General features: G+C 50.8%; 18 protein-coding genes. 6 read left to right on the forward strand and 12 right to left on the reverse strand.

Annotated features, from left to right (window positions below):
• Positions 1 to 252 precede the first annotated feature (252 nt).
• Entirely contained in the window at positions 253 to 1,359 is a 1,107-nt protein-coding gene (locus tag KTH90_RS11185) for an anaerobic sulfatase maturase (RefSeq protein ID WP_238726808.1), read from the reverse strand.
• Positions 1,360 to 1,497: 138 nt separating this feature from the next.
• Positions 1,498 to 2,229, reverse strand: coding sequence for an MBL fold metallo-hydrolase (locus tag KTH90_RS11190; protein ID WP_158352489.1), 732 nt, complete (start codon positions 2,227 to 2,229; stop codon positions 1,498 to 1,500).
• Positions 2,230 to 2,405: 176 nt separating this feature from the next.
• On the opposite strand from KTH90_RS11190, the gene KTH90_RS11195 reads away from it, so the two are divergent.
• The 4 genes from KTH90_RS11195 to KTH90_RS11210 are packed head-to-tail and all read left to right on the forward strand — an operon-like array spanning position 2,406 to position 7,465.
• Positions 2,406 to 4,673 (forward strand): oxidoreductase, encoded by a 2,268-nt coding sequence (locus KTH90_RS11195; RefSeq protein ID WP_238726809.1) that lies wholly within the window; start codon positions 2,406 to 2,408, stop codon positions 4,671 to 4,673.
• A 60-nt stretch (positions 4,674 to 4,733) separates the two neighbouring features.
• Complete coding sequence (locus KTH90_RS11200; protein ID WP_330655975.1) at positions 4,734 to 6,017, forward strand: aconitase X; 1,284 nt, start codon at positions 4,734 to 4,736, stop codon at positions 6,015 to 6,017.
• Positions 6,014 to 6,466: an aconitase X swivel domain-containing protein gene (locus KTH90_RS11205; RefSeq protein ID WP_158352491.1), complete on the forward strand. Its 453-nt coding sequence runs from the start codon at positions 6,014 to 6,016 to the stop codon at positions 6,464 to 6,466. Before KTH90_RS11200 ends, KTH90_RS11205 begins: the two co-directional genes overlap by 4 nt.
• 39 nt (positions 6,467 to 6,505) lie before the next feature.
• Positions 6,506 to 7,465: an SDR family oxidoreductase gene (locus KTH90_RS11210; protein ID WP_238726810.1), complete on the forward strand. Its 960-nt coding sequence runs from the start codon at positions 6,506 to 6,508 to the stop codon at positions 7,463 to 7,465.
• Between the two features lie 130 nt (positions 7,466 to 7,595).
• On the opposite strand, the gene KTH90_RS11215 is transcribed toward KTH90_RS11210, so the two are convergent.
• From KTH90_RS11215 to KTH90_RS11245, 7 genes are all read right to left on the reverse strand, one after another.
• Entirely contained in the window at positions 7,596 to 10,478 is a 2,883-nt protein-coding gene (locus KTH90_RS11215; RefSeq protein ID WP_238726811.1) for a carbohydrate-binding domain-containing protein, read from the reverse strand.
• 349 nt (positions 10,479 to 10,827) lie between these two features.
• Positions 10,828 to 12,009, reverse strand: a complete 1,182-nt coding sequence (locus KTH90_RS11220; RefSeq protein WP_238726812.1) for a MalY/PatB family protein — start codon at positions 12,007 to 12,009, stop codon at positions 10,828 to 10,830.
• A 109-nt stretch (positions 12,010 to 12,118) separates the two neighbouring features.
• Complete coding sequence (locus KTH90_RS11225; RefSeq protein ID WP_330655976.1) at positions 12,119 to 12,748, reverse strand: ABC transporter permease; 630 nt, start codon at positions 12,746 to 12,748, stop codon at positions 12,119 to 12,121.
• The gene (locus KTH90_RS11230; RefSeq protein WP_158352495.1) at positions 12,727 to 13,497 is read right to left on the reverse strand and encodes an ABC transporter ATP-binding protein; all 771 of its coding nucleotides are present in this window, start codon (positions 13,495 to 13,497) and stop codon (positions 12,727 to 12,729) included. The genes KTH90_RS11225 and KTH90_RS11230 overlap by 22 nt, the downstream gene beginning before the upstream one ends.
• 39 nt (positions 13,498 to 13,536) lie before the next feature.
• Complete coding sequence (locus KTH90_RS11235) at positions 13,537 to 14,427, reverse strand: glycine betaine ABC transporter substrate-binding protein (protein WP_158347007.1); 891 nt, start codon at positions 14,425 to 14,427, stop codon at positions 13,537 to 13,539.
• Positions 14,428 to 14,524: 97 nt separating this feature from the next.
• On the reverse strand, positions 14,525 to 15,175 hold the full coding sequence (locus tag KTH90_RS11240; protein WP_158347008.1) for an ABC transporter permease: 651 nt from the start codon (positions 15,173 to 15,175) through the stop codon (positions 14,525 to 14,527).
• A gap of 205 nt (positions 15,176 to 15,380) precedes the next feature.
• Positions 15,381 to 16,283 carry a hypothetical protein gene (locus KTH90_RS11245; RefSeq protein WP_158352496.1) on the reverse strand — a complete coding sequence of 301 codons (903 nt, stop codon included), beginning with the start codon at positions 16,281 to 16,283 and terminating at the stop codon, positions 15,381 to 15,383.
• A gap of 252 nt (positions 16,284 to 16,535) precedes the next feature.
• Here KTH90_RS11245 and KTH90_RS11250 point away from each other — a divergent pair, with 252 nt between their 5' ends.
• Both KTH90_RS11250 and KTH90_RS11255 read left to right on the forward strand, forming a co-directional pair.
• A complete protein-coding gene (locus KTH90_RS11250) occupies positions 16,536 to 17,021 on the forward strand; it encodes an RNA polymerase sigma factor (RefSeq protein WP_158352497.1) in 486 nt (161 codons plus the stop codon).
• A complete protein-coding gene (locus tag KTH90_RS11255) occupies positions 17,018 to 17,914 on the forward strand; it encodes a zf-HC2 domain-containing protein (protein WP_158352498.1) in 897 nt (298 codons plus the stop codon). The genes KTH90_RS11250 and KTH90_RS11255 overlap by 4 nt, the downstream gene beginning before the upstream one ends.
• Positions 17,915 to 18,099: 185 nt before the next feature.
• Here the strand turns inward: KTH90_RS11255 and KTH90_RS11260 are convergent, their stop codons facing one another.
• The 3 genes from KTH90_RS11260 to KTH90_RS11270 all read right to left on the reverse strand — a co-directional run bounded on the left by KTH90_RS11260 (position 18,100) and on the right by KTH90_RS11270 (position 21,271).
• On the reverse strand, positions 18,100 to 18,504 hold the full coding sequence (locus KTH90_RS11260; RefSeq protein ID WP_158352499.1) for a PaaI family thioesterase: 405 nt from the start codon (positions 18,502 to 18,504) through the stop codon (positions 18,100 to 18,102).
• 254 nt (positions 18,505 to 18,758) lie between these two features.
• Entirely contained in the window at positions 18,759 to 19,136 is a 378-nt protein-coding gene (locus KTH90_RS11265) for a hypothetical protein (protein ID WP_158352500.1), read from the reverse strand.
• A 431-nt stretch (positions 19,137 to 19,567) separates the two neighbouring features.
• Positions 19,568 to 21,271, reverse strand: a complete 1,704-nt coding sequence (locus KTH90_RS11270; protein WP_158352501.1) for a molecular chaperone HscC — start codon at positions 21,269 to 21,271, stop codon at positions 19,568 to 19,570.
• Between the last annotated feature and the right edge of the window lie 54 nt (positions 21,272 to 21,325).

The following is a 21,325-nucleotide window of genomic DNA, read 5'->3' on the forward strand; positions in this document are numbered from 1 at the left end:
CCGCACTCGTCTTCCCGGAAGGCGAAGCTTTTCCACTTATGCCGGCTTCCGGGGACAGGCCCCTTCCGCCATTTGTTACACACCGGCCAACTCTTCTGACGGAATGTGCCAGTCCCCTCTTTATATACGCTACCGCACTCGTCTTCCCGGAAGGCGAAGCTTTTCCACTTATGCCGGCTTCCGGGGACAGGCCCCTTCCGCCATTTGTTGCATACTGGCCAATCCTTCTGACGGAATGTGCCAGTCCCCTCTCTACTGGGCAGATGCCAATTGTTCCAGGCGTTCGATCACGTAAGGGAAAAACGCTTGGTATGCCCCGCAAAAGCAATTCAGTCTCAGTTTCTCTTCCCCGTAATCCCGTTCTCTTCTGCATCCGCCTCTGCACAGGGGATACCATTTGCAGTCTTTACACGCCTCATCTGTCTCCAGTGACGGCTCCAGATATTCTCTGGCGGTATCGGAATCTCTCATATCCGCGAAACTGTCCGCGTTCACATTTCCGATCCGGTACCGGTCCACCACGTAAAAATCACAGGGATACACATCCCCGTTGGCTTCTACCACAGTCTGGACACTGCATCTGCCGCACATATTACAGCTCTCCGGCACAAATCCTTTCAGGATTCCGACCCAGTTCTCGAACTGGCGGATATACACATATTTGCCGTGGATCAAATCTTCATACCACAGATCAAACAGTTCCTTTAAGGCTTCCCCCAGCTGATCCGCCGAAAGCGAGTACCTCTCATTTCCCTTATCCTCTCCCAGTGGGTCCAGACAGGGAATATACTGTTGATACCAGATCTCTTTCTCGGTCAGGAACCGGTAGATCTCTCCGATTTTCGGCGCGTTGGAACCGTTTAACACCGTCAGCACATTAAACTCGATCCCGTACTTCTTAAGCTTACGTATGGTAGACCAGACCCGCTGGAACGTACTGGCGCCGCCCGGCCCATGGCGGTGCATGTCCTGACAGCTCTTCGGCCCGTCCAGGGATACGCCCACCAAAAACTTGTGTTTCTTCAAAAACGGAAACCATTCCTCCGCCAGGTCAAACCCATTGGTCTGAATCGCATAGCTGACCGGCAGCCCTTTCTTATTATATTGTTCCACCGCCGACACGAAGTGTTGAAAAAAGGGAAGGCCGGCCAGTGTCGGCTCCCCGCCCTGAAAGGCAAAGGTACATTGGCCCTCCGCCTCTTCCAGCGCCTTTTTCACCATATTTTCCGCCGTATCCGCTTCCATGTATCCATAAGAATATTGTTCCCGTTTCTTTGCCTCATCACAATAAAAGCAATAATCACAGTGCATATTGCAATTAGATGATGCCGGCTTTATCAATAGATATAAAGGGGGCATTGTCTCCTCTTCCTTTCTTCCTATCTTCCTCATTTACAGCCAATCTGTTGCCCAGGGCTTATCTCTATGTCTGTCGCAGCTTATTTCACATATTCCTTATTCTATATCCATCCGCCTGCGCCGCCTTCATTCATCGCTCTAAAACTCAAACACTTGTCCCTCCCGTGTAATCTCTACCACCCGGTCACGATAAGGCTTCGAGCAATCCAGGGAGAGCAGCTTGGGAATCACGGAGTAATCTCCCCAGAAATGCATGGGAATCGCCTTTCCGGCATCCGCCGTTCTCATAAACACATCGAATCCCCAGGAAAACCGGTCCTCCTGCCTTGGATCCAGCGGCAGGAATGCGGCATCAAAACGCCTGCCCTCCAGCTTTTTCATTTCCCGCTTGAAATTTTCCTCCATGCGGCGCTCATCGTCATCGTTCTCTCCTTCCCAGGACCACCAGTTCAGATCTCCGGCATGATAAATACATCTGTCTCCCATACCGACAAGGAAAGCCACGCCTTCATCCGTGGAGGCCAGCGTCTCCACCGTCACTCTCGTATCACCCGGGCCTTGCAGAACCTGTTCCGCATTTTTACCTATATATATTATATGTTCTCTGGCCGCTGCCGGTATGCCCCTGCGTTCCATGTATTTTTCGTTCATTCGGGTATCCGAGGACAATATATAGGTTACATCCGGATACTGATCCGACAGCGCGAAGATCTCCTGATTGAAATGATCGTGATGCTTGTGGCTGACAAATACATAAATCGGCTTCCTGCCGTCAAACTCCGGGATCGTCCCCTGATAATAGTCAAATATCAATACGGCCTCCTCCAGCTCCACAGAGAAACCGCTGTGACCGATGTAGGTTATCTTCATTGCGCTCATCCTCTCCTTTTCGCAGTCGTTTTCTACGCTTCATTGTATCATGAGCCGCATCATTTTTCCACATTCGTTAAGAACACCGGAATTGTTAATTATTTGACATCCTCCTCCAACCCAGATACAATCATAGTAGAAGAATATTCGTTCTCTAGAGAAGGAGGAATTCCCCCATGAAAACAGATGCTCTCGTACAGCGCCTGGTAGACAGCTACGGCAGCTGGGTCACCGACGACTCCGCGGTCCGCGCGGGCTGTGCCAGAATGACGCAGAATCTCTACCCTTACACCTCGATGTTTTCCCCGATCCGGATCAACCGCATGACCGTTAAGAACCGGCTGGTTATGGCTCCCATGGGAAATATCGATATGTGCGAGGAGACCGGCAGGCCCAACGACAAAATGCTCCAATACTTTTTCGCCCGGGCCAAAGGCGGAACCGGCCTGCTCACCACCGGCCTGGTTCCCATCAGTCACGGCATTGACCATTCCATCACCGAGCTTGGCAAACTGACCTATTTTCCCCGTATCGACCGGAGCCGCACCGTGTTCGCGGGCTGGCGGGATCTGGCGGAAGGCGTCCATGTCTACGGCGCCAAAATCTTCGTGCAGCTGACCGCCGGGCTGGGGCGGGTGGGAAATCCCCAGTGCCTGATCAATGAGTTAAAATTCCCGGTCAGCGCATCCTTCAATCCCAATTTTTACATGTCGCAAATTCCCTGCATGCGCCTGTCCGGACACAAAATCAAGAAAATTGTCAAGAACACAGGCCAGGCCGCCGCGGACGCCAAAGCCGCCGGACTGGACGGCGTCTATCTGCACGGACACGAAGGCTACCTCATGGAACAGCTTACCAATCCCGCGTTCAACCACCGGAAGCTGGGGCATTTCGCGGACTGGCAGGCGTTCGGTCTGGACTCCGTCAGGGAGATCCGCAAAAGGGTTGGCGACGACTATCCGATCATGTACCGGATCGATCTGTCCCTGGCCCTGAATGAAACCTACGGGGACACCATGGAGAGAAATCCGTTAAAGAAATTCAAAAACGGACGGACCGTGGAAATGACTCTGGATTACATGAAGCATCTGGTGGAAGCCGGCGTGGATATTTTTGATGTGGATCTGGGCTGTTATGACAACTGGTGGCTGCCCCATCCCCCCGCCGGAATGCCTGCGGGCTGTTTCCTTGATGTAGCCCGGACCGTCAAACAATATTTCTCAGAACATGACATTGTATCAAACGCGGGAGTTCCGGTTCCGGTAGTCGCCGTTGGCAAGCTTGGCTACCCGGATCTGGCGGAACAGGCGCTGCGGGATGAAAAATGCGATATGGTCATGCTGGGCCGCCCTCTTCTGGCCGACCCGGATTGGCCCCGCAAAGCTTATTCCGGCCATGTGGAAGAAATTACTCCCTGCATCGGCTGTCAGGAGGGCTGCATCAATGAATTCGTGGACGGCGGCCATCCCCAGTGCGCGGTCAATGCCCGGACTTCCTTCGAACATCTCCTGCCGGAGGTCCCTCCCGCGCCTGCAAAGCCGAAGAAGATCGCTGTCGTCGGCGGAGGGCCGGCCGGTATCCTCTTCGCGACCACTGCCGCCGGCCGTGGACACCAGGTGACCCTGTTCGAAAAAGAGGACCGGCTGGGCGGCAAACTGATCCCCGGATCTGTTCCAAAGATCAAATTCGACCTGGATAACTACCGCCTCTATCTGGAACGCCAGGCCATCAAGGCGGCATCCGAAGGCAACCTGACCCTGTGCCTGAATACCGAGGCCAGCCCCGAACAGCTGCGGCAGGAACAATATGACAGCATCATCTTTGCCACCGGCACCAAACCCTCCGCTCTGCCGGTTCCCGGCATCGACGCAGCGCCCACGGTGGAGGCCTCCGATCTTCTCTGCCATCCCGAGAAGCTTGGCAATGCCAGGAAAATCCTTGTGGTCGGCGGCGGTGTAGTGGGCTGCGAAACCGCATATTGGCTGAGTTATGAGCACAACTGCGAGGTTACCGTAGTCGAGATGACCAGCTACTTCATGGACGGCACCTGTACCGCCAACCGCGGTCATCTGATCCATTATATGAAGCAGGCGGGCGTCACCTTATTAAACTGCTGTAAGGTCGTATCTTTCCACGGTAACGAGGTGACGGTAGAGCAAAATATTTCCAAGGGGGTACCCGATCCCTACATAACCTGGCAGCCTATCCTGCCGAAAAACATAGAAAATCCCCTGGCGCCCAAGCTTGGCACCGAAACCACTTCGAAGGTTCTGAAGGCCGATCTGATCGTACTGGCTGCCGGCGGCCGCGAGGACGCTTCCCTGTTCCTGGAAGCTCAGAGAAACCATATTGCCCCGGAGCTCTACCAGATCGGGGACAGTTTTGCTCCCGGCAAGGTTCTGGAGGCTGTCAGAGCCGCCTATACCCTGGGCAGCAAAATTTAAAGGGGGCTTATTTATTCCACAGGCGCACTTTCCCGTGGAAATCAAGAAAGGAGAATGCTCATGGCATCCATGCAGTTAACGGCGGAAGAACAGGAAATGCTGGACGGCCGCCAGGGAGAAGCCATGGCCAAGGTGATGAAAACCCTGGTCATGTACGGCGAAACCTTCGGCGCATCCAAAATGGTTCCTGTCACAGGTAAATACGGCCATCTGGTCACCAGCTTCGGCCTGTCTGTTCTGGACCCGGTGTACGGCCTGATGGACGAACTAATCAAAGGCGGCGCACTGTCCAAGCAGCAATTCAGCATCGATCCCCGTCCGCTGGATAAAAATGTTCCGGCGAACCTGATACAAAAACTATTTTTTAAGATCATGTACTCCAAACAGGAGATGTACGAAGGGCAGCTGACACAGTTGGGCCTTCTGGACAATGATCCTTTCACCTGCGCCTGTTATTTTGACCAGGTGGGCAATACGCCCAAAGAAGGGGAGATCCTCTCCTGGGCGGAGAGCAGCGCCGTGGTCTACGCCAACAGCGTCCTGGGAGCCAGGTGCAACCGGAACTCCGGTATCATCGAGCTGTTCGGCAGTATCGCCGGACGGGTTCCGTATTTCGGCCTGCTGACCGACGAGGGCAGGCAGGCGGACTGGATCGTGGAGATCCGAACCTCTAAGAAACCGGAGGCCCAGGTCCTGGGCAGCGCCATCGGCATGAAAGTGATGGAGGATGTCCCTTACATCAAAGGATTGGACCATTGGCTTGGCGCCGAATTGAATCAGGATGCCAGAGATTATCTGAAGGATATGGGCGCCGCCACCGCTTCCAACGGAGCGGTCGGGCTGTATCACATCGAAAACCTGACCCCGGAGGCCGTCCGCTTAGGCGGCTCCCTGATCAAAGCCGATGCCAAAACGTATGTGATTGACGACGCGGAGTTGGAACGGGTGCAGCGGGAATATCCCTGTATCTGGAAAGATCCGTCCGCCGCTCCGAAGCTCTGTTTCATCGGATGTCCGCATTTATCCTACGAACAGCTGGTTCACTGGAGCAAGGCGCTGCCGGAATCCCTTCGGCAGGCAGGCCGCAGTAAGGTAGCGGTCCCGACCGTGATGACTACGTCCCCGGCTGTGCTTAAGAAGTTTACCGCCACGCCGGAAGCCGCCCGTTTGAGGGAGGCCGGCGTTGTCTTAAGCTATATTTGCCCATTGATGTACATGAACAATCCGATGTGTGGGAAAATGCCGGTTATTACCAGTTCCAATAAGCTTCGCACCTATACCAGCGCCCGGTATTTCCGGGATGAACAGATACTCTCTTACCTATCGAAAGGAGGCAGCTTATGAAAAAGACATTCAAAGGCCGTCCGGTAGTTCCGGGCCGGGTTACCGCTGAGGCTCTGGTCACCCACGCGGGATTTAACACACTGGCCAGTTTTCAGAAGAGCCTCATGTTCGGAGATAAGAACGCTACCTGTTCGGATCAGAATAATCCCGATCTGAACGGGAAACAGATGGCCGGCAAAGCTCTGTGCCTGCCTCAGACCATCGGTTCCACCACCGGCGGCATGGTTTTATATACGGCTGCCTCCATGCATCGGCAGCCTGCCTGCCTGCTTTTTTCCAAACCGATCGATTCTCTGGCCGCCGCCGGCGCTATCCTGGCGGATGTGTGGACGGACCAGTCCATGCCCACCGTGGATAACCTGGGGGAAGATTTTTTAGATTATGTTAACTCAGGGATGAAAATTACGGTGGAAGAAGACGGCACGGTTACTGTGGAATCGCAGGGTTGAAGAAAATAAATGAGAAGTCGGATGTCTCCGGGAGGTTTTATGACAGAATTAAAGAACGATAAAGAATCGCAGGAAAATTTCTACAGGGACCATGAGGTTTCCCATAACATAGACCGGAACACAAAAATCATGGTTACCGGAGCCGACGGATTCCTCGGCTCCCGCCTGGCAGATGATTTGCACAAACTCTGTACGGTATACCGGATCGGGCATTCCCGGCTGGATATTACGAACCGGCAGGAAGTCGCGGATGTTGTGAAGGAACTGCGGCCGGACTTTGTGCTTCACTGCGCTGCCCTGTCGGATGTAGGATTCTGTGAAGAACATCCGTCTCTTTGTGAACAGGTAAATGTTATGGGGCCGCTGTATCTGGCCGAGGCCTGTAAGGCAAACGCGGCCCGGTTGATTTTTATGAGTTCCGACCAGATTTACCATAACAGCGGCGAAATGGCCCCCAACCGGGAAGAAGATGCCGCGGCTCCCACCAATGTCTATGGAATCAGCAAGCTGCGGGCGGAGCAGGAGCTTTTCTCTCTGCTGCCGGACACAGTCTGTCTGCGTCTGACCTGGATGTATGATCTGCCGGCATTGGGGAAGCGGACGCATCAGAATCTGCTGCTTCAGCTTCTGAACGCCCTGATCCGGGGTGAGAAGCTTACGCTTCCTGTCTATGATTTCCGGGGAATCACCTGGGTCCATGAGGTGGTAACCGGGCTTAGGAAGGCTCTCTTTATACCGGGCGGCGTTTATAATTTTGGCAGCGCAAATGAATTCAGCACATTGGAAACCGTACAAAAATGGATGGATGTGCTCGGATGCGGGAATCGCAAGGATCTGCTGCTGCCGGACAGGACACGGTTCATGAATCGGCCCAGAAATCTTATGATCGACAACAGCAAAATTACTTCGTTTGGAATCCGGTTCTCTGATTCGGTCTGCGGCCTGAAACATTGTCTGGCGGACTATGGTATCACTGTTACCGATTCTTCAGGTATATAAATAAAGAGCCTATTCACCAGGAACACATGATGTGTTTCCGGTGAATAGGCTCGGTTTCTGAACCTGGCTTTTATACTGTCTCTGTGCCCTGCCTCAAGCAGCGGGTATACACAAACACGTGAAAGTCCCCTCAGCTGTATTTCTTTTTCCGAGTATAAACCAAAGTACCGGTCAGACCCGCGCCTGCCAGAATAAGCAGACCGATCCAAAGCTCCATATTGCCGTTATCACCCGTCTGCGGGCTGCCCGCCTTCAAATCCGGTCCGCCGCCCGTGGCCGGGATCGTCTCAGTCACTTTGTATCCGCAGACCGTACAGCTTTTTTCACGGCTGCCTGCCTCGTTAGCCCCGGCCGCCTTCGTCACCGTCCAATCGCCAAAGGTATGGGCGGCCATGTCGATCCTTTCCCCGCAAGTACATTCATGCCAATGATATACCGCATCCGACTTCCAACCGGTACTGCAGCTGTGCGTATGGTCCGGAGGGATGATGCTGTCTTTTTCAAATATTGCCTTCACGGTAACATTCCCGGCAGGCATGATGAACTTATTTCCTATGACGGCCGCACCTCCGGACACAACTTGCCATTCTTTGAATCGGAAACCTTCATTCGCTGCGGCAGTTAAAGTAATTTCCGTTCCTTCCGGGGCTTGGGAGTGCGAGGGGTAAGCCGTGCCATTGCCGTCGGTCAGTACCGTTACCTCATAAACGGTCTTCTCCCACTTTGCATAGAGAGTCAGATCCTGCGTAACCGGGGTTGCAAAATCATAGCGGCTGCCTGAAAAGTCCTTTGTCGCGTACCACCCGGTCAGAGTGTAACCGTCTCTTGACAATTCGGGCTGTTTTCCGCTTCCATTATGTTCCACCAGCGCAGTTGGCACCTCTATACCGCAATTACTTTCAAAAATAATTACATGGCCTAATTTATAATCGGACAATTCCAGCGTTTGAATCGCGTTTGTGTCCTGATCCGTAATAATATAGACTCCACCCACTTCCGATACCGTCATGTTGTCCGGCAGACCTTTCATATTTATAGCATCCGGTCCTAAATCCGACTTCAGAACCCGAACCACCGTATCCCCAAGGCTGTAAAGCCCCAGCCTGGAGTCTTTGATTCGAATACCGGCGGTCGCAGAAACAGAGGGCCCTTCTGTCGCCATCACCATCAGCTGCGCGTAGGATACGTTGAGCGACTGTGCCGCAATTCCAAACGGGGAGCTGATTGTCACGGCGCTGTCCGCGATTGTAAGCTCATTGCCGGCATCCACGGCAATTCCCTTTTGATTGTTTATGAAAAGCGAGCCGCCACCATAGATAAGCAGACCACCTTCAGAACGAAGGGCTTTTTTCTCATTGCCATTTACTATTATTGTATTATCAGTTCCGGATATAAGTTTTATTTTTGCTCCCTCAGGAAGATGTATCGCCGTTTCGCCTTCGTTCAGAGAAGAGAGATCCATCTTGAAACCGGACAGCGTAAGCGTTTTTGTTTCCTGATCCCATGCATATCCATCCCCGTCCGCAGGCGGTGTTTCTTGTGTGTAATCGAGGATAGCCTCGCATATCCGGTAAACCGTCCCAAGCTGGGACAGCCTGTTTTCAAGTTCCTCCTCCGCTCCCGATATAAATACTTTACTTCCCGGTTCGCTCTGAAGCTGGCCGGTAAGAGAAAATGCGCCCTCCGGTTCTTGTATAAAAACCCCGCCGTTTCGGAAACTGCCCGCACCTGTTAGGGTGCCTTTATTAGAAAGGCTGCCGCGGTTCGTCAGGGAAGCTCCCTGTTCTATGGTCCATACGCTGCTTTGACTTATTGCAGATGAGGTTCCTCCTGAAAGTTCCAGTGCGCAGCCATCCCCCAGTATGAGCTTTGAAATTACACCGGCCTCTGTAGTCCGGATACCGACATCGGAACCGTTCGTGAACGAAACGCTGCCATCGCTGCCAAAACAGCTGATCCCGCGTCCCTCACCTTCCACCGTTATCTGAGAGTTATCCAAAATGACGTGTTCCGCCTCCACAGCCTCACCATGCTCATGGGCATAGAATGCTCCCTGCGATATATCTATTAGTTTCAGATCATTTTCCGCGCTTAGACCGCATCCTTTTGTTTTCATGTCTAAAGGAGTGTTTTTTATCGTCATATCGACAGCGGAATAAATCCCGTTGTTTTCAGAGGTTACCGAAAGCTTAGCACAGTTTTCGATGAGAAGCTCGCCCCAGTCAGCATACATTCCGTTGTTGACAGCGGTGATGTCTATGGTACCGCCTAGAATCTGGATGACATCGCCGCATAAAATTCCATCCTCCCCTGCCGAAATCGTTACCGTAGGACTTCCTGATATCGTAACGGGAATATAAATGGAAGTCGACAGGCCATGTTTCTGTGCTGTAATATCAAGAACCGCGTTTTCCGATATAGAGAGCTCTTTATCATCAAAAACGTAAATACCGGAATCCCCCGCATGAATTTTTAACGTACTGTCGCCCTTTATCGTAACGCCGCCGAATATTCCATTTCGTGCGCTGGTAACATCAAGGGAACCTCCGCCTGTTATCGTCATATCACCGGAGCACGAAATACCATCTCCCCGAGTGTTAGTGATCGTGTTCTGGGTTCCGTCCGTTAAAACGATCGTCGCCTTGTCCGGAAGAGACAGCGATGTATTATCCGTGTGAAGATCCAATCCCGCTAGAGTAAGGGTACGGGAAACATGATCCCAAGTATATCCATCCCCCGCAGCAGAAGAATAAATATCCAACGATATAGAGCTGTCAAAAGCAGCTTCTTGTTGGCCACCTGCCATTAGGGATGAATTTTCCCCGTTTATTGACGCTGTCCGGCACTCCCCCTCATGGCTGTTCTCCAGCATGCATCCCTCCGTGATCACACACGGGTCTGTAGTCCTTTGTTCGCCCTCTGTTTCTTCCGCATATACCGTTCCCGGCAGCAGCGTCATGGACACGGCCGCTGTCAGCGCCAGGGCCAGCAGTCTTTTTTTCGTTTTTCCCATTCTCTTATCCTTTCAGATTTTTCATTCTTCCCTATTGGCGATCCTAAAAGGGTGTTCCCCGCCTCTTATTGAACAATGGACAGGTTACACCCTTCAAAATTACAACTTAAACTTCTATTGCAAATAGGATATAACACCTGATGGTCAATTACAGATGCAGACAGTCCTGCGCAAAGTCTGTATCCTGATACCACAACTGTCAGCTCTTTCCATCGTCCAATAATATTTGCCTATTTTATCAAACGACCGCCCTTTTTTCAAGATAACTTTACAAAAAATGGTAAATACGTTTTCTCCGTTTCCCTGACAGATCAGATCCACCCATGCAAGGCAGCAAATATTGTAACCATTAAAACTGCCGGGCGATCCTTTCAAAAGCCTCCTGTATCAGCGACCTGCGAGTTCCCAGGCAGACCCGCTCGTATCCTTCTGCGTACTCCGGATCAAAAACGCTGCCTGCCTCCAGGATTACGTTAGCCCGGTTATAGATGCGGTCCCTGATCTCTTCAGCCGGCAGCCCGTACCCGCGAAAATCCATCCAGAGGATATAGGTTCCTTCCGGACGCGCGCACTTAACTTTGGGCATCCTCTCCTTCAGGAAATCCAACACCCATTGGATATTCCCGTCGATGTAATCGTTCATCTGGCCCACCCAGTCATCGCATTCCTGGTACGCCGCGATCAAGGCAGCTATGGCAAAGGGCGTCGGCGCTCTGTACCCGGCGTGGGCGCGGAATGTCTCCCTAAGCTCCGGATCTTTTATAATAATATTTGAGCACTGCAGACCTGCCAGATTAAAGGTTTTATTAACCGCAGTACAGATTATCATGCGATCCGTATCCGCTACGGCAGCCATCGGATAGAACCTTACGTCCTTGCGGATGATATCTCCATGAATCTCATCCACCACCAAAAGGACGTCATTCTTCCTGCAGATACCGGCAATCTTTCGCAGCTCCTCCGGTGTCCAGACACGGCCAACCGGATTATGCGGACTGCAAAGAAACATCATTTTATTCTGCGGATCCCGCGCCTTTTGCTCCAGATCTTCATAGTTGATCGTATAATAGCCCTCATGTTCAAGCATCTGATTATTGATAAGCTTTCTATGTGTATTGTCAATCGTACCGGAAAAAGGGCCGTATACCGGGCGCTGAATTATAATTCCGTCTCCCTCCTGCGTGAAAGCTTCCACCGCGATCTGGAGTGCTTCCACGGTTCCATTGACATACAGGATCTCATCCTTTTCTATCTGCCAGCCATATCGGCGATGAAACCAGCTTATAACCGCCTCGTAATATTCCGGAACTACCGTACAGTCCGAATACCCGAATATCCGGTGATCCACCACCCGGCGAAGCGCTTCCAGAACCGGCTGCGGGCAGGCCAGATCCATATCCGCCGTAAACAGCGGAATCGTGTCATCGTCCACCCGGACCGCCAGTCCCTTACGGATCAGCTGCTCGCCGGAATCCCATTTTATACTGTAAGTTCCCCTTCTGTCTATCACTTCATCAAAATCATACTTCATCTCGCGTCACTCCTATTTAAGTAAAAGGGGACATGTCCATTTCGGTTTGGGACATGTCCAAACTGGAATGGACATGTCCCAGACCGAAATGGACATGTCCCCTTTTGTATTATCCTATCTTTTTTTCCACCGCATTTAAGATCCAGTTCACGACAACCGCCAGTCCGGCGGCCATGACGGCGCCCCAGACGATCTTCACCGTATTCAGAGTTCTCAGCCCGTCAAACAGGATGCTCCCGATTCCTCCCGCGTTGATCGTCGCGGCAATGGTCGCGGTTCCGATCGTAGACACCACCGCTAGGTGGATGCCCGCGAAGATGGCTTTTCGGGCCAGGGGCAGACGGACCTGCAGAAGAATCTGATTCCTGCTCATCCCCATGCCGGTAGCAGCTTCCACAACGGCCGGATCTACATGATACAGGCCGTCCAGAAAATTCCGCAGCAGCAGATACTGATTATATACCACCAGAACAATCACCGCTGTCGTTTTCCCAAGGCCGGTCAGCGGAATCATGATGGCGAACAGCGCCAGGCTCGGTATACAGTAGATCATCTCAAACAAATGAATGACAAAACCGGAAAGACGTTTGAACTGTAACAGCAGTACCGTCAGCACCGCCGCCACCAGTATGGAGATAACCAATGTCAGCAGCACGATCTCCAGATGCTGATACAGAGCCTTTTCCAGCTTTCCATGGTATTTTATCAGGTATTCTATCATGAGGTGGTTTCCTTCCATAACAGTTCCTGCTGCCTGACCGAGTCGATCAGGGATTCCACAAAGGCATTGGCAGGATTAGTAACGATATTCCTGGGATTATCAAACTGCTGGATTTTCCCGCCGTCCATAATCAATACCCGGCTGCCAAGCTTAAACGCTTCATTGATATCGTGAGTCACGAATAAAAAAGTCTTGCGGGACGCCTGATGGATCTTCAACAGCTCATCCTGAAGTTTTAACCTTGTGATGGCATCAATGGCGCCAAAAGGTTCATCCAGAAGCATCAGCTCCGGATCTGCGGCCAGCGCTCTGGCTAACCCCACTCTCTGCTGCTGGCCGCCGGACAGCTGGGACGGGTATCTCTTCCGGTACTCTTCCGGGTCAAGGCCCACCAGAATCAGCAATTCGTCGATTCTGCTGCGGATTTTATCCTTGTCCCATTTCAGAATTCTGGGAACCGTGGCTATGTTTTTTTCTATGGTCATGTGGGGAAATAAACCTACCTGCTGGATCACGTAGCCGATCTTCCGGCGGAATTCCACTGGATCGTTCCTGCTGATATCCTCACCGAAAAACCGGATCACCCCGCTGTCCGGTTCGTACAGCCGGTTGATCATCTTTAACAGGGTAGTCTTTCCGCAGCCGGATGACCCCAGGATCGTGATCAGCTCCCCGTGAGTTACCGAAAAACTGATGTGATCCACGGCGTATTCCGAAGTATTTTGAAACTTCTTGCTTACATCGTTAAATTCTATGGATATGCTCACACTGTGCCTCCATTTTACCGCGTCTGCATCGTTTGTAATTTATTTCAGGGAATCGTAATATTCCTTGGCCACTTCTTCATATTCCCGCTTATCAACATCCACCGCCGCATTCAGTTCCGTCACTGTCTCCGTATCCAGACCGGCGCTGATCTTGTTGAGGATATCCGCCACATCCGGATATTTATCCAGAAGATCCTGCCGTACCACCGGAGCTAGATTATAAGGCGGCCATACATGCTTGTCATCTTCCAGCAGTGTAAATTCCGGTTTTACCAGCGGTCCTTCTGTAGTGTAGGCCGGCGCCGCGTCTCCTTCGTTATTGGAAAGGACGGAGTATCTCAAACCGCCGTCATAGACGGTGGACGACTTCCAGTCAAAGGGGCCGTATACCTGTTCCAAAGCCATCAGCCCATCTTCCCGCTGGTCAAAATCCCCCTGGGACACAAAGCGGATCTCGGACGCGTGCTTTTGAAGATCGGACAGGGTGCTGATTCCCAGCTTCTCGGCCACATCCGTGCGGATCACGATGCCTTCCCCGTCGTTTGCCTGGGCATAATCAAGCCAAACCAAGTCATATTTCTTCTTATATTCTTCTTTTACGGTATCGTACACCTGCTGTGCATCCGTAATCATAGGCAGCTGTAAAATCGTCAGCAGCCCCGTCCCTGTATATTCCGGATACAGGTCGATTTCATTGTTGGTTATAGAAGTATGCACCACACTTCCGGCGATATCAAAGATGCGTTCCACCTCATATCCCGCGTCCTCAAGCGCCAGCGCATAAATCTCGCCCACGATCAGGTTTTCCGTAAAATCTTTGGTCCCAACCCGGATCGCCTCCGTCTTTTTCCCACCGCAGCCGGCTAACATCCCGGTAAGCAATACTCCTGCAATACAAAGCAAAACCATTTTCTTCATAAGTCTCTTCATTTTTTCCTCCTCTGGCGCATACACTACGCCCTTAATTCTGAAAAACCAGTTTCACGGAACCTATTTTCGCATACACGCGAAGGTATGGTGATTATCATTACTGAGAGGTTCCCAGATGTGTATATCTTAAGATTCTCCTGTCCAGCAGATTCAGGATACCGCTGACCAATATCGCCAGCACCGCCACCGATAGACCGCCGATCAGCAACAGGTCCGTCCGGTTCAATCCCAATCCGGTGAATATAATCGTACCCAGGCCTCCGCCTCCGATATAAGTGGCCAGGGTTGCGCTGGCGATCACTTCCACCGCCGCCGTCTTAAGGCCCGTAAATATAAAAGGCAGCGACAGCGGAATCCGCACCTTCCAGAAAAGCTGCCCGTCAGACATTCCCATCCCTCTGGCAGACTCCACGACCGAGTCCGGAACAGAGCGGTAGGCCAGAGCCGTATTGATCAGAATCGGCGGGATCGCCAGCAGGACAAGCGCCACTACCGCCGGTTTTACACCCGTTCCCATCACAGGGATCAGCAGTATTAATACCGCCAGGCTTGGCACAATCCGAAACGTATTGAACACGCTGGTCACCAGCTGATATGCCCTGTCATTTTTGGTGCTCAGAATACCAAATGGAACACCGATCAACAGCGCGCAGGCCACAGACAGTAAACTGACCCAAATATGCTGCCGCACTGCCAGAAGATAGCTATCCATATTATTCATAAAGTATTCCATTATCTTTTCCATCATAGGTATCTCACGGCCTTCCGGATTTCTGCACAATCCTTTCACGCAAATATTAAATTACGCACAATTTTACATAAAACCCCGTTTTCAGACAGTTTTTTACAAATCAGCTCTTGGAGTTATGATAAGTCAAAAACAACTTTTTGTAAAGTAGACACATTTGAGAAACCTACAGTTCCAAAAGATACTATCGTGATATAGCAAAGCTTTACGATTCCCGCATTTCTAACTCATAACTGGCCTGAGGATAGACAGATGACAACACTCTGCGTCCGTGTATAAATAATTCCAGTTCCACTTTACCGGAAAGATTTTCCCTGATTTTTCTCCCCATTCCCTTCGTGTCAGGTGCCATTAGCGTGCGTGTCCCCTGCCCGCTGTCGGATATCCTTCCACTGAACAGATATTTTCCCTGCGCGATAGCGAATCCTTTTTCATCGCGATAGAGGACCCTGGCCCCTTTGTACGATGCCAGCCTTATCTCCTTTTTCCCATTACTGATCAGTGCAAAGCAGCCCCGGAAGCTCATGCGCCCCACCGGAATATCGGCGATGGCAGCCGTAATACTTCTGTTTCTGCCGAAAATACCGTACGTCGGATGCTCGAATGTATGGATCCACATGTATTCCCGAGGAAACCGGCAGCCGCTGTCTCCCTCAATATAGCCGATCCCGTCTTTTACCGTCTGTTTCTTTCCATCCACTTTCAGAATCCCTTCTACCCGGTGGGCCATACTGACAATCTGATGACTGCATTCCATCTGTTTTGCCAGCAGGGTAAGAGGTCCCATGATCGGATAGGCCGGTTTTCTGAAATCATAAAACGTAAAATGGCCGCTTAATTTCAACTTATCACTGCGAATCCGGATTTTCATCCCGTCTTTCGTAAAAATATTTTCCCCGATGCGCATTCCGAAGCCGTTGGGCTGCATCCACACCTGATTCAGCGGATATCGTATAAAATAGGTCTTGTTATCATAAAACACCTGAATGAACGCTTTCCCCTGCCCCTTCGCCGTCATACAGATCCCCGGTATCAATGCCAGCTCTGTCTTACCGCTCTGAACTTTGATATACCATCCTTTAAAAAATTGCTTCCGTTTTTTTTCCATTTTCCCATGCTCCAGATTCTATTTTCTTGTTCATTTCTTGCTTGTATTTAACATTTGCAGAATGATTTCCTATATAAAAGTATGGTCAGCAATGGAGTTTTTTATGTTGAGATTGCTTTGCCGGGTTTTGTTAATTAATGGCTGCTTTCCATTCATTGTTAATTTCGGTTGTGTTGCCTTCAGGGTACGAATCATTTAAAATTGTTGTAAGATTATCAGAATTTGTGCGTCTTATCTGTAGGAGGTGGGAAAGTGACAGAATTTGAGGAAATATATCGGAATTATTTCAAAGATGTTTATCTGTATTTAAAAAGTCTTACGAATGATTCGCATATGGCAGAAGAAATTACGTCTGAGACATTTTTGAAAGCTTTGAAATCCATCGATACGTTCCGCGGTACCTGCGATGTGCGCGTCTGGCTGTGTCAGATCGCGAAAAACTGTTATTTTTCTTATCTGCGCAAGCGCAAAAGGATCGTAAGTCTGGATGAACTGCCTGAACAGGACCACAACCGCGGTCCGGAACAGTTCGTGTGTTCTGCGGAGTTAAGCCAGAAGCTTCATGAGATCCTCCATGAGTTAACCGAACCCTATAAGGAGGTTTTTACCCTAAGGGTATTCGGGGAGCTGAGCTTTCGCCAGATTGCCCATCTGTTCGGGAAGACAGAAAACTGGGCCTGCGTCACTTATCACCGTGCAAAAAATAAAATCCGTGAGAAAATGGAGGAAGATCTATGAAAATAACCTGCGCCATTATACAGGATTTGCTGCCCCTGTATGTTGAAAACGTAGCCAGCGAAGATACCTGTCTGTTTGTGGAAGATCATGTAAGCACCTGTAAGGATTGCAGGGAACAATTGCAGGAAATGAGGCTGCCAGCCAAACTGCCGGCTGACCAAGATATCTCGCCGTTTCTGAAACTAAAAACAACCCTCTGGAAAAAGAAAATGCAGACAATTTTTTTTACCTGCCTGGCTGCCCTGGCGCTGGCCGTGGCTGCGATCGCTTACCTCGTATCTCCCGTCTACCTGCCTTATGAGAAACAACCCGTTACTCTGTCGGAACGGGAAGATAATGCGTTGATAGCGGTATTCAATAAGGAAGCAACCGGGTATGGCGTCAGTTCTTCCCCGTCAGATGACGGTTCCGGTTATGTGTATCACATTGTGGCCTGGGATAGTATATGGAACAGCTCGTTTGTCCGGACCGCAGGCGGTAATACGGTGCTGAATCCAAACGGCGAGAAAATTTCCGCAGTTTATTATTACGAAACAAACGGAACCGGTGAGAAGCTGCTGTATGGGGATAAGCAGAATCCCAGTGGGATGCTCATCCGCCAGCCCAAGCTGTCTGTCTGCCTTTTAGCCTCCCTTACCGCATTATTCCTGGGCGGAGTGCTTTTTCTCATATTCCGGAAAAATACCGGAGTACGCAAGATCCTTTTTTACATGATACCGCTTCCGGTTTTCTATCTGCTGAGTCATTTTCTCATCCTGGGAACCACTGTCACTTCCTATTCCGCCATGCATGATCTGCTTGCGGTACTGCTGGTCACGATGCTGTTCTATGTTATATACGGTATTGCCAGATGCCTTTTCCATTATATTAGAAATAAATCAGCCGCCAGATAGCGAACTTCAAGTCGGCCAGGTTTACAGCACCGCCGGCTGAAAGCTTTGTGAACAGCAGAACGCGCTGCCGTATCACGCCCCCGCTTTAAGCAGAAGTGAGGACGATCCTGATAAATAGGCAAAGCCGCTGTCCCGTGATATCCCGGAAGCGGCTTTTTTATTTTATTTACTATTTCTATGTAAACTCAAATTGGCTGATCCAGCGTATAATAGGAAAACAATCCTTTTGCGATCAGCCGTCCCTCTTCGTCAGACACTTCAATATCATAGACGGATATCGTCTTGCCTGCCTTTGCCTCCCTTGCCACTACGATCAGTTTCCGGATGTTTCTGGCCGCCCGCAGAAAATGAATGTCCCCATTCACCGTCGTACAGTAATGTCCGCAAGTCATAGCCGCCGTAGCGCCGTTGGTGTCCGCGATAGCAAAAATGCAGCCGCCGTGGACCGTCCCCAGGGAATTCCTATGCTGATCTGTGATTTCCAGTTCCCCTCTGGCATATCCCTGCCTGATTTCCACTGTCCTAAACCCCATTTGAATGGCAAATTCGGTCGGGTCCTTTCTCAGCTCATACAATTTTTCAAATTCCATATCTCCTCTGCCTTTCTATTCCTCTGCTTTACTGTCTGTTTATTCACAAATTCACAGACTCCATTCTATCCCAAAATTCACGTAAGATCAAGTTCTCATGGAAGTGGACAGGGGTTTCACGGACGGAACTCAAGAGTTAGGATTCAGTTGGTTAGAATTCACAGGATAAAAGAATAAAGGGACGACAAAGGGGGACATGTCCAAATTGAAATGGACATGTCCCAAATTGCGTTCATTTATGTTAATATCTGTTGTTATTCTGCCGCGTCTGTAGAAGGCTGATCCTGGGCTCCATTGGTCTCTCCGGCTCCGCTTGTGCTAGAATCCGCCGGTTTGGATGTATCTGCAGGCTCTGTGCCATCTGTCGCTCCCCCATCAGCAGGATTCGGGGTTGCATCCGCATCCTGAGCGTCAGGTGCAGCGGTTCCCTCCGGAGCAGCAGTGCCTTCCGGGGTCGGAGTTACATTGGCATCATCTTTCTTAGCCGTATCTTCCGCATTTGCTTCGGTATTGTTCCCAGCAGGTGTCGCGTCTTTCTCGTCATCTTTGGTTCCGCATCCAGCCAACAGCCCGATTGATAATACCAGCATCATTGCAACTACTAAAATTCTAAAACCTTTAAATTTTTTCATAATACTCACTCCTGTCTTTAAATTCTGTCAAAAATCCAGTTCCATATTGTTTACAGTAGATGTTTACAGTAGTGCCCCTATCCTCCTTTCGATTTGATAGACCCTATCATACCGGAAGATTGTGTCCATTTTGTGCCCAAAATGTGATGATTTCCTTATGATTTTCTGATCATTTTATAAGAAATTTATTAACAATATCTTCCAAATGATGAGTTTCTCCGCTTTCCAAGCGGTTCCCAGGCCAGAATTTTTTCCTGTCCTATAATAACCATAAATCATATTTAACGAATTAAAAATTACATACCTGGAACAGCCGGATCTACATCAATGCCGGCCGCATCCGTCCAATGGATCCGAAAACAGACGAGCCGCTCGTCCCGGCAGACTGGAAAGATGGAGCAGTTCTCGAGCTAAAAATATCCGGTTTCAACCTATTCATCCTCCACAAAATCCTCCAGCTCCCGGAGTGTCTCTTTTAATTCCTCCCTGGCCTTCTCGATCTTCCCATTATCCCGCGTGTTGAGCACTTCCTCGAAGCGCCTGATCTCCAGCTCGATCACCTGGCGCACCTGGCCGATGCTCTCCTCGAAGAGCCGTTCACACTTTAAGAGCAGCAGTTTGTTTTCCTCCTGGTCCCTGGGATGGATCTTCAGGAAGGCCAGCTCCTTCATACGCTCTTCGATCTCTTCATCGGTCATCTGGTTATTTTCCCCTTTGATGATCTGCTTCTTCGTCTCCCCGGTGGATACAATGGTAACCTCCACCTCCAGGATCGAATTGATATCATAGGTATAAGTAACATCGATAGATTCTTCCCCTGCCTTATTCTTAGGTACCGTCAGTTCCAGTTCCCCCAGCAGCACATTGTTATCCGCGAACCGGCTCTCCCCCTGCAGCACCGGAATTAAAATCCGGGTCTGATCGTCGTAGATCGTATAGAAGCGCTCGGTCCGGCTGGCCGGGATTACCGTATTCCGCTCGATGATCGGGCAGAAATGCCCGCGCTCGTAGCGGTCGGTATAGCGCTGCTTTACCGATACCTCCGTTCCCAGGGTAAAAGAACATACATCCGTCAGGATCACTTCCCGGATCGCCTCATTGCGCTCCTTCATGGCTGCCTGGATCGCAGCGCCCAAAGCCACAGCCTCGTCCGGGTTAATTCCGGTATCCGGGAACTTCCGGAACAGACGGCCGATAAACTGCTGAACGATGGGCAGCTTGGTCGCTCCGCCCACCAGTACCACATCGTCGATCTGGGACAGCTTGATCCCCGCGTCCGACAGGCTTCGCTTTACTGGCTTACGGATCTTCTCGAAAAGAGGCTGACAGGCTTCGTCGTACTCCAAGATTCGGAATTCCTCCACCACTTCCTTGCCGTCCAGAACACAGCGCATCGCGGAAGTTCTGCTCTTGCAGAATCCGATCTTGCACTCCTCCGCCTGCTTATGCAGGTAAAGTCTGGTTTTCAGATCCAGCTGATCCTCGTTAAGCTTCCGGCGTTCCAGGAACATCTTCTCCAGCACGTCCGTAAAGTCCTCTCCGCCCAGGAAATTGTCCCCGGCCACGGCCCGCACCTCCAGGATATTTTCAAACAGCTCCAAGATCGACACATCAAAGGTGCCGCCTCCCAGATCGAATACCAGAAATTTATTGTTGCGCTTCTTCTCATACAGCCCATAAGCGATGGCCGCCGCCGTCGGTTCGCTGATGATGCGCTCCACCGTCAGTCCCGCCAGCTCTCCGGCCCTCTTCGTGGCCTTCCTTCTGGCGTCGTTAAAGTAAGCGGGGACGCTTATAACCGCTTCGGTAACCGGCTCACCCAGATAATGCTCCGCGTCTTCCTTCAGCGAGCGCAGTACAAAAGAAGACAAGTCCTCCGCTGAGAATTCTTTTCTGCCCAGCCGGAATTTCTTATTGCTGCCCATGCTGCGTTTGAACACACTGGCCGCCGTATCCGGATAGAGAGCCAGCCGCTCTTTCGCCGTCTCCCCCACGTAGATCGTGTTATTTTCATCCACACTGACTATGGATGGAGTCAGGTTACTTCCCAGACGGTTCGGGATAATCTTGGGTCCATCTTCGGTAAAATAGGCCGCCAGGCTGTTCGTCGTTCCCAGGTCAATTCCTATTATCATAAGTCGTTCATCTCTTTCTAAGGATTAAATTATTTTGTTAAACCGATCGCTGAA

Origin of the sequence: Diplocloster modestus (assembly GCF_019042245.1) — a bacterium.
Classification (GTDB): Bacteria; Bacillota; Clostridia; order Lachnospirales; family Lachnospiraceae; genus Diplocloster; species Diplocloster modestus.